General features: G+C 71.8%; 7 protein-coding genes and 1 pseudogene. 7 read left to right on the forward strand and 1 reads right to left on the reverse strand.

Translation table 11 applies throughout. The annotated features are described in order from the left end of the window. The first annotated feature begins 32 nt into the window (after positions 1 to 32). From E1295_RS45770 to E1295_RS45795, 6 genes are read left to right on the forward strand one after another with little or no spacing between them, the layout of a single operon-like run. Positions 33 to 617, forward strand: coding sequence for a prepilin peptidase (locus E1295_RS45770; protein WP_132641312.1), 585 nt, complete (start codon positions 33 to 35; stop codon positions 615 to 617). A 43-nt stretch (positions 618 to 660) separates the two neighbouring features. Next, positions 661 to 1,842 carry a chorismate synthase gene (gene aroC / locus E1295_RS45775; RefSeq protein ID WP_132641314.1) on the forward strand — a complete coding sequence of 394 codons (1,182 nt, stop codon included), beginning with the start codon at positions 661 to 663 and terminating at the stop codon, positions 1,840 to 1,842. After that, positions 1,839 to 2,357, forward strand: a complete 519-nt coding sequence (locus tag E1295_RS45780; RefSeq protein WP_132641316.1) for a shikimate kinase — start codon at positions 1,839 to 1,841, stop codon at positions 2,355 to 2,357. The genes aroC and E1295_RS45780 overlap by 4 nt, the downstream gene beginning before the upstream one ends. Further along, positions 2,354 to 3,424 carry a 3-dehydroquinate synthase gene (gene aroB / locus E1295_RS45785; protein WP_132641318.1) on the forward strand — a complete coding sequence of 357 codons (1,071 nt, stop codon included), beginning with the start codon at positions 2,354 to 2,356 and terminating at the stop codon, positions 3,422 to 3,424. Before E1295_RS45780 ends, aroB begins: the two co-directional genes overlap by 4 nt. Continuing rightward, on the forward strand, positions 3,421 to 3,855 hold the full coding sequence (aroQ, locus tag E1295_RS45790; RefSeq protein WP_132519555.1) for a type II 3-dehydroquinate dehydratase: 435 nt from the start codon (positions 3,421 to 3,423) through the stop codon (positions 3,853 to 3,855). The genes aroB and aroQ overlap by 4 nt, the downstream gene beginning before the upstream one ends. Continuing rightward, positions 3,852 to 4,604 (forward strand): SGNH/GDSL hydrolase family protein, encoded by a 753-nt coding sequence (locus E1295_RS45795; protein WP_132641321.1) that lies wholly within the window; start codon positions 3,852 to 3,854, stop codon positions 4,602 to 4,604. Before aroQ ends, E1295_RS45795 begins: the two co-directional genes overlap by 4 nt. Before the next feature lie 349 nt (positions 4,605 to 4,953). Here E1295_RS45795 and E1295_RS45800 read toward each other — a convergent pair whose 3' ends face one another. Next, positions 4,954 to 6,957, reverse strand: coding sequence for an ATP-dependent DNA helicase (locus E1295_RS45800; protein WP_132641323.1), 2,004 nt, complete (start codon positions 6,955 to 6,957; stop codon positions 4,954 to 4,956). A 227-nt stretch (positions 6,958 to 7,184) separates the two neighbouring features. Here E1295_RS45800 and E1295_RS45805 point away from each other — a divergent pair. Then, a pseudogene (locus E1295_RS45805) lies at positions 7,185 to 8,163 on the forward strand (hypothetical protein); the annotation flags it as partial.

An 8,163-nucleotide genomic window follows, 5' to 3' on the forward strand; every position in this document is an offset into this window, starting at 1 on the left:
CGGGGGCGGGGCGGGCGGTTTAGGGTCTGGGCGTGGTCGCACTCATGGCGCTGCTCGGACTCCTGTGCGGACGCGCCATCCGGGCGCTGGCCGACGCCTATGACGACGATGTCACCCCCGTGCCCCCGTGGCCGCCGGCCATCGAGGTGGTGTGCGCCGCCGTCACCGCGCTCGCCGCGTGGCGGGTGGGGCCGCCGTACGCGTTGTTCGCCGTGATCGGGGTGGCCCTGGCGGTGGTCGACTGGCGTACGAGCCTGCTGCCCGACGCGATCACGCTGCCGGCGTACCCGATCATGGCGCTGGCGCTCCTGCCGACGGGGGAGCTGCCGGCGGCGCTGGCCGGCGGGGCGGCGCTGGCGCTCGTGTACGGCGTGCTCTGGTTCGCCAGGCCGTACGCGATGGGGCTGGGGGACGTGAAGCTGGCCGGGCTCATCGGCATGACGAGCGCGGCGCTGGGCTGGCAGGCGCTGATCGTGGCGGCCTTCGCCGGGCAGGTGCTGGGAGCGCTGTACGCCGTCGCCCTCCTGGTGACGAAGCGTGGGACCCGGGACACCGAGTTCCCTTTCGGCCCGTTCATGCTGCTAGGGGCGTTAAGCGTGCTGTGTCTCGGTTGGTGAACGCCGGTCAGGCCACCCGGCCGTACATGGAAGACTTGGAGTCATGTTGCGCTGGTTGACCGCCGGAGAATCCCACGGGCCCGAACTCGTCGCCGTCCTCGAAGGCCTGCCTGCCGGTGTCGAGGTGACCACGGCCGCCATCGACGAGGCCCTGCGCCGCCGCAGGCTCGGCTACGGCCGGGGCGCCCGGATGAAGTTCGAGCAGGACCAGGTGACGATCGTGGGCGGCGTGCGTCACGGGCGCACGATGGGCAGCCCCGTCGCCATCCGCATCGGCAACACCGAGTGGCCGAAATGGGAGAAGGTCATGGCGGCCGACCCGGTCGACCCGGCCGAGCTGGAGGGGCTGGCCCGCAACGCCCCGAGGTCCCGCCCCCGCCCCGGGCACGCCGACCTGGCCGGCATGCAGAAATACGGCTTCGACGACGCCCGGCAGGTGCTCGACCGGGCCAGCGCCCGCGAGACCGCGGCCCGCGTCGCGCTCGGCGAGGTCGCCAGGCGCTTCCTCAAGCAGGCGCTCGGCGTCGACATCGTCAGCCACGTCACCTCCATCGGCGGGGCCGAGACCCCGGCCGAGACCCTGCCGGGGCCGGGCGACCAGGCCCGCATCGACGACGACCCGGTCAGGTGCGCCGACCCCGAGGGCAGCGCCGCGATGGTCGCCGTGATCGACAAGGCGCACAAGGACGGCGACACGCTCGGCGGTGTCGTGGAGGTGCTGGCCTACGGCCTGCCTCCGGGCCTCGGCAGCTACACCCACTGGGACCGCAGGCTCGACTCCCGGCTGGCCGGGGCGCTCATGGGCATCCAGGCCATCAAGGGCGTCGCGGTCGGCGACGGCTTCAAGACCGCCATGCGGCCCGGCTCGCGTGCCCACGACGAGATCGAATACACCGCCGACGACGGCGTCAGGCGCATCACCAACCGCGCGGGAGGCGTCGAGGGCGGCATGACCAACGGCGAGGTCCTGCGCGTCAGCGCCGCGATGAAGCCGATCTCCACGGTGCCGAGGGCCCTGGCCACCATCGACGTCAAGACCGGCGAGGCGGCCAAGGCCCACCACGAGCGCTCCGACGTGTGCGCCGTGCCGGCCGCGGGCATCGTCGCCGAGGCGATGGTCGCGCTGGTGCTGGCCGACACGGCGCTCGAGAAGTTCGGCGGCGACTCCGTCGAGGAGGTCGCGCGCAACCTGTCCGGCTACCTCTCTTCCATGGTGATCAAATGAGCGCAAAGCCACCGGCGAGCATCGTCGTGCTGATCGGCCCTCCCGGGTCGGGCAAGACCACGATCGGGCGGCTGCTGGCCGAGCGGCTCGGTGTCGGGTTCCGCGACACCGACGCCGACGTCGAAGCCGTGGCGGGCAAACCCGTCTCCGACATCTTCGTCGAGGACGGCGAGGCCCGCTTCCGCGAGCTGGAGCATCAGGCCGTGCGCAGGGCGCTGTCCGAGCACGACGGCATCCTGTCCCTCGGCGGCGGCGCCGTGCTCAACGAGGAGACCCAGGCCCTGCTCGACGGCCACCACGTGGTCTACCTCCAGGTGGGGCTCGCCGACGCGGTGCAGCGGGTCGGGCTCGGCTCGGCCAGACCGCTGCTCGTGCTCAACCCGCGCAGCCAGCTGAAGAAGCTCATGGAGGAGCGGCGGCCTGTCTACGAGCGGCTGGCCGCGACCACCGTGGTCACCGACAAGCGCGAGCCGGCCGAGCTCGCCGACGAGATCGCGAGAGGGCTGCCCGCATGAGCGCGACGCGCATCCACGTACGCGGCGACAGCCCCTACGACGTCGTGGTCGGCACCGGCGTGCACGACGAGTTGACGACACTGCTCAAACCGGGGGCGCGCACCGTCGCGGTCATCCGCCCCGAAAGCCTGCCCGATCTGGCCGGGCCGGTCACCGCCGCCCTGTCGCAACGCGGCTACGAGGTGGCCGACCTGCCCGTGCCCGACGGCGAGCAGGCCAAGTCCGTCGAGGTCGCCGCCGGTCTGTGGTCCGCGCTCGCCCGGCACGGCGTGACCCGTTCCGACGCCGTGGTCGGCGTGGGCGGGGGAGCGACCACCGACCTGGCCGGGTTCGTGGCGGGCACGTGGCTGCGCGGCGTGCAGGTCGTCCTCGTGCCCACGACGCTGCTGGCCATGGTCGACGCGGCCGTCGGCGGCAAGAACGGCATCGACACCCCCGAGGGCAAGAACCTCGTCGGCACGTTCCTTCCGCCGGCCGGGGTGTTGTGCGAGCTGTCCACGCTGGCCGGCATGCCCAGAGCCGACTACATCGCCGGCCTCGCCGAGATCATCAAGGGCGGCTTCATCGCCGACCCCGCCATTCTCACGCTCGTCGAGTCCGATCCGGAGGCCGCCACGACGCCCGGCGGCCCCCACACCCGCGAGCTCATCGAGCGCAAGATCCAGGTCAAGGCCGACGTCGTGGGGGCCGACCTGCGCGAGTCCGGCCTGCGCGAGATCCTCAACTACGGCCACACGCTCGCCCACGCCATCGAGCGCGAGGAGCACTACACCATCCGCCACGGCGAAGCCGTCGCCATCGGCATGGTCTACGCCGCCGAGCTGTCACGGCTCTCCGGACGCTTCGACGTCGTCGAACGCACCAGGTCGATCCTCACGAGCGTCGGCCTGCCCGTCTCCTACCACGCCGGCGCCTGGCCCCGGCTGCGCGACCACATGCGCCTGGACAAGAAGAACCGCGGAGCCAAGCAGCGCTTCGTCGTGCTCGACGGGCCCGCGCGGCCGGGCCGCCTCGAAGATCCCGCAGAAGAGCTGCTCGAAGCCGCCTACAAGGAGATCTCCGCATGATCCTCGTGCTCAACGGCCCCAACCTGGGCCGGCTCGGCGTCCGCGAGCCCGACGTCTACGGCGCCGAGACGTTCGAGGACCTCGCCACCCTCTGCCGCGACACCGGCCGCGAACTCGGCGAACACGTCGAGGTCCGGCAGACCGACGACGAGGCCGAGCTGATCGGCTGGATCCACGAGGCCTGCGACGGCCGCATCCCCGTCGTGCTCAACCCCGCGGCCTTCACCCACTACTCCTACGCCCTGCGCGACGCCATCGCCCAGCGCACCGCCCCGCTCGTGGAGGTGCACATCTCCAACCCCGCGGCCAGGGAAGAGTTTCGCCATACCTCCGTCGTGGCCGGGGTGGCGACGGGCACGATCGCGGGCTTCGGGCTACAGTCATACGTCCTTGCGCTGCACGCTATCGCGGAGATGAAGACGACCTCATGAGGCACTACAAGTCCTTCGTCGCTCTCGGCGACAGTTTCACCGAAGGGCTGAACGATCCCGGGCCGGACGGCCACTACCGTGGCTGGGCCGACCGGGTGGCCGAACGGCTCGCCACCGACAACCCCGGCTTTCGCTACGCCAACCTGGCCGTGCGCGGCAAACTGATCAGCCAGATCGTCGCCGAGCAGGTGCCGCTGGCCGTCGAGATGGCGCCCGACCTGGTCAGCTTCTGCGCCGGAGGCAACGACCTGCTCAGGCCGGGCAGCGACCCCGACGTGATGGCCAAGCAGGTCGCGCGGGCCGTACGCGACCTGCGGGCCGGAGGCGCCGACGTGCTGCTGTTCACCGGCGTCGACCCGCGCGACACCCCGGTGATGCGCCGCCTGCGCGGCCGCTTCGCCATCTTCTACCTGCACGTGCGCTCCATCGCCGACCTCTACGGGTGCCGGCTCGTCGACCAGTGGTCGATGCAGGGGCTGCGCGACTGGCGGGCGTGGAGCGCCGACCGCCTGCACATGAACGAGGACGGACACCGGCTGGTCGCCGCGCGCGTGCTCGACGTGCTGGGCGTGCCGTTCGACGACTGGCGCAAGGGCTGGCCGGAGCGCGCGGTCGACCCGCGGGCGCGACGGCGCGAGGACGCGCAGTGGATGCGCGAACACCTGGTGCCCTGGGTCTCCCGCCGCCTCCGCGGCGTCTCCTCCGGCGATGGTGTTTCTCCCAAGCGCCCGGATCTGTCTTCTTTTTAGGTGCGATTTTCCCGCTGATGCGGCTTTTCCTAGGTGCGGCTTTTTCTGTTTTACGGCTTCGCCGGGCTCAGCCACCCGCCGCGGGTGGCTGACGGCCCTCCAGGGAAACGCACTCTGACCCTTCACCGGCCGGCCGCCGTCACGGCGCGCGCTCTTGGCCCTCACCGTGGTCGAACCCATGACCGAGCACCGTCACGCTGGGTGCCGGACCCGTGGAGGCCGGCCTGCCGGCCGGGCGCATGGCGGTGTACCGGGCACGGCCGTGACGCTGGGCGCGCGGATCTGGGCCTGCCGGCCGGGCGCATGGCGGTATGCGGGCACCATGAGCCGGGCGCGGCGGCTCGCGGGCTCAGTCGCCGGGGGTGGTCTCCGTGAGGCGTTTGAGGGCCGCCCTGGGGATGGCGGGGTCGGTGGTGCGCCAGAACGGAGGGAGGGAGCCCAGGAGGAAACCGCTGTAGCGGGCCGTGGCCAGGCGGGGGTCGAGGACCGCGATCACGCCCCTGTCGTTCTGGGCGCGCAGCAGGCGGCCAGCGCCCTGGGCCAGCAGCAGGGCGGCGTGGTTGGCCGCGACCGCCATGAACCCGTTGCCGCCCTTGGCCGCCACGTGGCGCTGCCGGGCCGAGGTCAGCGGGTCGTCGGGGCGTGGGAACGGCACCCGGTCGATGATCACCAGCCGCAGCGACGGGCCCGGCACGTCGACGCCCTGCCACAGCGACAACGTCCCGAACAGGCACGTCGGCTCGTCGTCGGCGAACTGCTTGACCAGCAGCATCGTGGAGTCGTCGCCCTGGCACAGCAGCGGCACGTCCAGCCGCTCGCGCAGCGCCTCGGTGGCCGCCTTGGCCGCCCGCATCGACGAGAACAACCCCAGCGTGCGTCCGCCGGCCGCCTCGATCAGCTCGGCGATCTCGTCGAGGTAGGCCTGCGGCAGGCCGTCGCGGCCCGGCTGGGGGAGGTGTTTGGCGACGTACAGGATGCCCGCGCGCGGATGGTCGAACGGCGAGCCGACGTCGATGCCCTGCCAGCCTCTGCCCTCGCCCAGCCCCCACTGGGCGGCCAGCGAGTCGAACGTGCCGCCGAGCGCCAGCGTGGCGGACGTGAGCACGACCGTGCGCTCCCCGAACAGCTTGTCGCGCAGCATGCCGCTGACGCTCAGCGGCGCGACCCGGAGCATCGGCGGGCGGCGGTCGGTGCCGGCGTCGAGCCAGACCACCTCGGCCCGGTCGGCCTCGGAGGCGTGCCCGTAGGCCTCCAGCATGCGCACCGCCGTGTCGTGCACCTCGTCGAGTGCCGTGAACGCGGCCTTGCGCTGCCCAGCCTTGTCGGGATCGTCCTTGTCGGCGTTGCGCGGGCCGAGCGCGGTGATGCACCGCCAGGCCGCGTCGCGCACCAGTGCCAGGGTCAGCCCGAGTACTTCGGGCAGTTCGTCGATGCGTCCGGGCGGTGCGGCGGCCAGCAGCGCCTTGAGGTCTTCGCCGGCCTCCATCAGCTGGTCGGCGATCGGCTGCTCGATCAGCCGGCCGACCCGGCGGACCGCCAGCATCACGGAGGTGTCGGACAACTCGCCGGTGACCACCGACGTCACCCGGTCGACCAGCTCGTGGGCCTCGTCGACGACGACGACCTCGTGCTCGGGCAGCACCGGCAGCTCGCCCATGGCGTCGATGGCGAGCAGCGCGTGGTTGGTCACCACCACGTCGACCTCGCCCGCCCGCGCCCTGGCCAGCTCGGCGAAGCACTCGGCGCCGCTCGGACAGCGGTTGGCGCCCAGGCACTCCTGCGCGCTCACCGAGAACTGCCGCCACGCCTGCTCGCTCACGCCGGGCACCAGCTCGTCGCGGTCGCCGGTCTCGGTCTCCTCGGCCCACTCCTGGAGGCGCTGCACCATGCGGCCGGTGGCGCTCACCTCGCGCGGGTCGAAGAGCTGGTCCTGCTCGTCCTCCTCGGGCCAGCCCGCCGTCGCCTTGTAGCGGCACAGATAGTTACGGCGGCCCTTGAGGATGGCGAACGTCGGCTCGTGCGGCAGCTCCTTGCCCAGCGCCTCGGAGAGTCTCGGCAGGTCGCGGTCGACGAGCTGGCGTTGCAGCGCGATGGTGGCCGTGGAGATCACGACCGGCTTCTCGCTGTCCATCGCGTGGCGGATCGAGGGCACGAGGTAGGCCACTGACTTGCCGGTGCCCGTGCCCGCCTGCACCGCCAGATGCGCCTGGTCGTCGATGGCCTTCCGCACGGCCTGGACCATGGTCACCTGGCCCTGCCGTTCGCTCCCTCCGAGAGCGTTGACCGCGATGCTGAGCAGTTCGTCCACTGACGGGAGATGGGAGTCCGGCACGGCAGTAAACGCTACCCGCATTCCGGGGCCGCCGCGCCGAACGCGGTGTGATCGGCCAGACGCATCCCGGCATTCACGAATCGGCGCGACGGCACGCATGGCACACTGGTCGATCGGGACTCAAGCTGGTGCTGGAAAGTCTCCGAGCGTGACCAGAGGGAGTCCCGGTGTAGGTGGGAAGACCGGTCCCGTAGGGTTTTCCGGGGTTGAGTGGACGAATAAAGGCTGGTTAAAGCAATATGTCCTCCATGTCGGAAGTTGTCCCCTTGCCGTCGTTCGGCGAAGTCTTCTTCGATGCGCGAGGTCAGGAACGGTGTCTCCGCGTCACGTGGCATGAGGGCACGCTGGTGCTCAGCCTCTGGCGCGGCGAGATGTGCACGGCGAGCTTCCGCATGCCCATGGAGGACGTCGGGCGGCTGCTCGACACCCTCGACGACGGCTACGCCGAGGCCACGGGGGAGCAGCCGGCCGTGCCCGCGCAGGAGCCGGGCCCGGAAACCATCCCCGGCACCGGCCAATACCACCGGCCGCCCCAGCACGCTCAGCAACCGCCGCAGCAGCCGCAGCCGCAGCAGCCGGACGACCGGCCCACGGCGGCGCTGTCGCCCAACGACGTGCTCGTGGCCAGGGGCGCGCCGCCGGCCCCCCAGGACAAACTGGTGGCCTCCTACGGTGAGAGCGCGGCGCCGAGAGACCAGCACACCCCCGCCTACGGCGAGGGCGCGGCCCAGCAGCACGCCGCCGCCTACGGCGAGAGCGCGGTTCCCAGGGAACAACACACCCCCGCCTACGGTGAGCGGGCCCCCTTCACCGGCCCTCAGTACGTCGACCAGACCGGCCCGCAGCAGGCCTACACCGGCGACCCGTTCAGCGGCCCGCAGTACACCGCCGACCCGATGAGCGGCCCTCATTACCTCCAGCCGCAGGCCGAACCCTTCACCGGCCCCCAGTACGTCGAGAACGAACCCGTCTACCAAATGCCCGGCGACCAGCGATCCCAGGCGCCGGTCAACACCGACCCGCTGGGTTTCCCCTCGCAGGCCGCCGACCCCTATCAGCAGGACCAGCAACACCGGCCCGACCGCTACCCGTCGGACCCGTACCCGTCCGACCCTTACGGACGCCGCTCCGACACCTACGCCCAGCCGCAGCCCCAACCCCAGCCTCAAGTCCAGCCCCAGGCCCAACCGCAGGCGAGCACGGCCGGTCCTGTCTCTTATACACCTC

Origin of the sequence: Nonomuraea mesophila (genome assembly GCF_004352805.1) — a bacterium.
Lineage (GTDB): Bacteria > Actinomycetota > Actinomycetes > Streptosporangiales > Streptosporangiaceae > Nonomuraea > Nonomuraea longispora.

Bases quoted from the DNA above. Each gene is read 5' to 3' on its own strand.
- E1295_RS45800 (WP_132641323.1), bottom strand. From the start codon at position 6,957: ATGCGGGTAGCGTTTACTGCCGTGCCGGACTCCCATCTCCCGTCAGTG.
- aroC (WP_132641314.1), top strand. From the start codon at position 661: ATGTTGCGCTGGTTGACCGCCGGAGAATCCCACGGGCCCGAACTCGTC.
- E1295_RS45795 (WP_132641321.1), top strand. From the start codon at position 3,852: ATGAGGCACTACAAGTCCTTCGTCGCTCTCGGCGACAGTTTCACCGAA.
- aroB (WP_132641318.1), top strand. From the start codon at position 2,354: ATGAGCGCGACGCGCATCCACGTACGCGGCGACAGCCCCTACGACGTC.
- E1295_RS45780 (WP_132641316.1), top strand. From the start codon at position 1,839: ATGAGCGCAAAGCCACCGGCGAGCATCGTCGTGCTGATCGGCCCTCCC.
- aroQ (WP_132519555.1), top strand. From the start codon at position 3,421: ATGATCCTCGTGCTCAACGGCCCCAACCTGGGCCGGCTCGGCGTCCGC.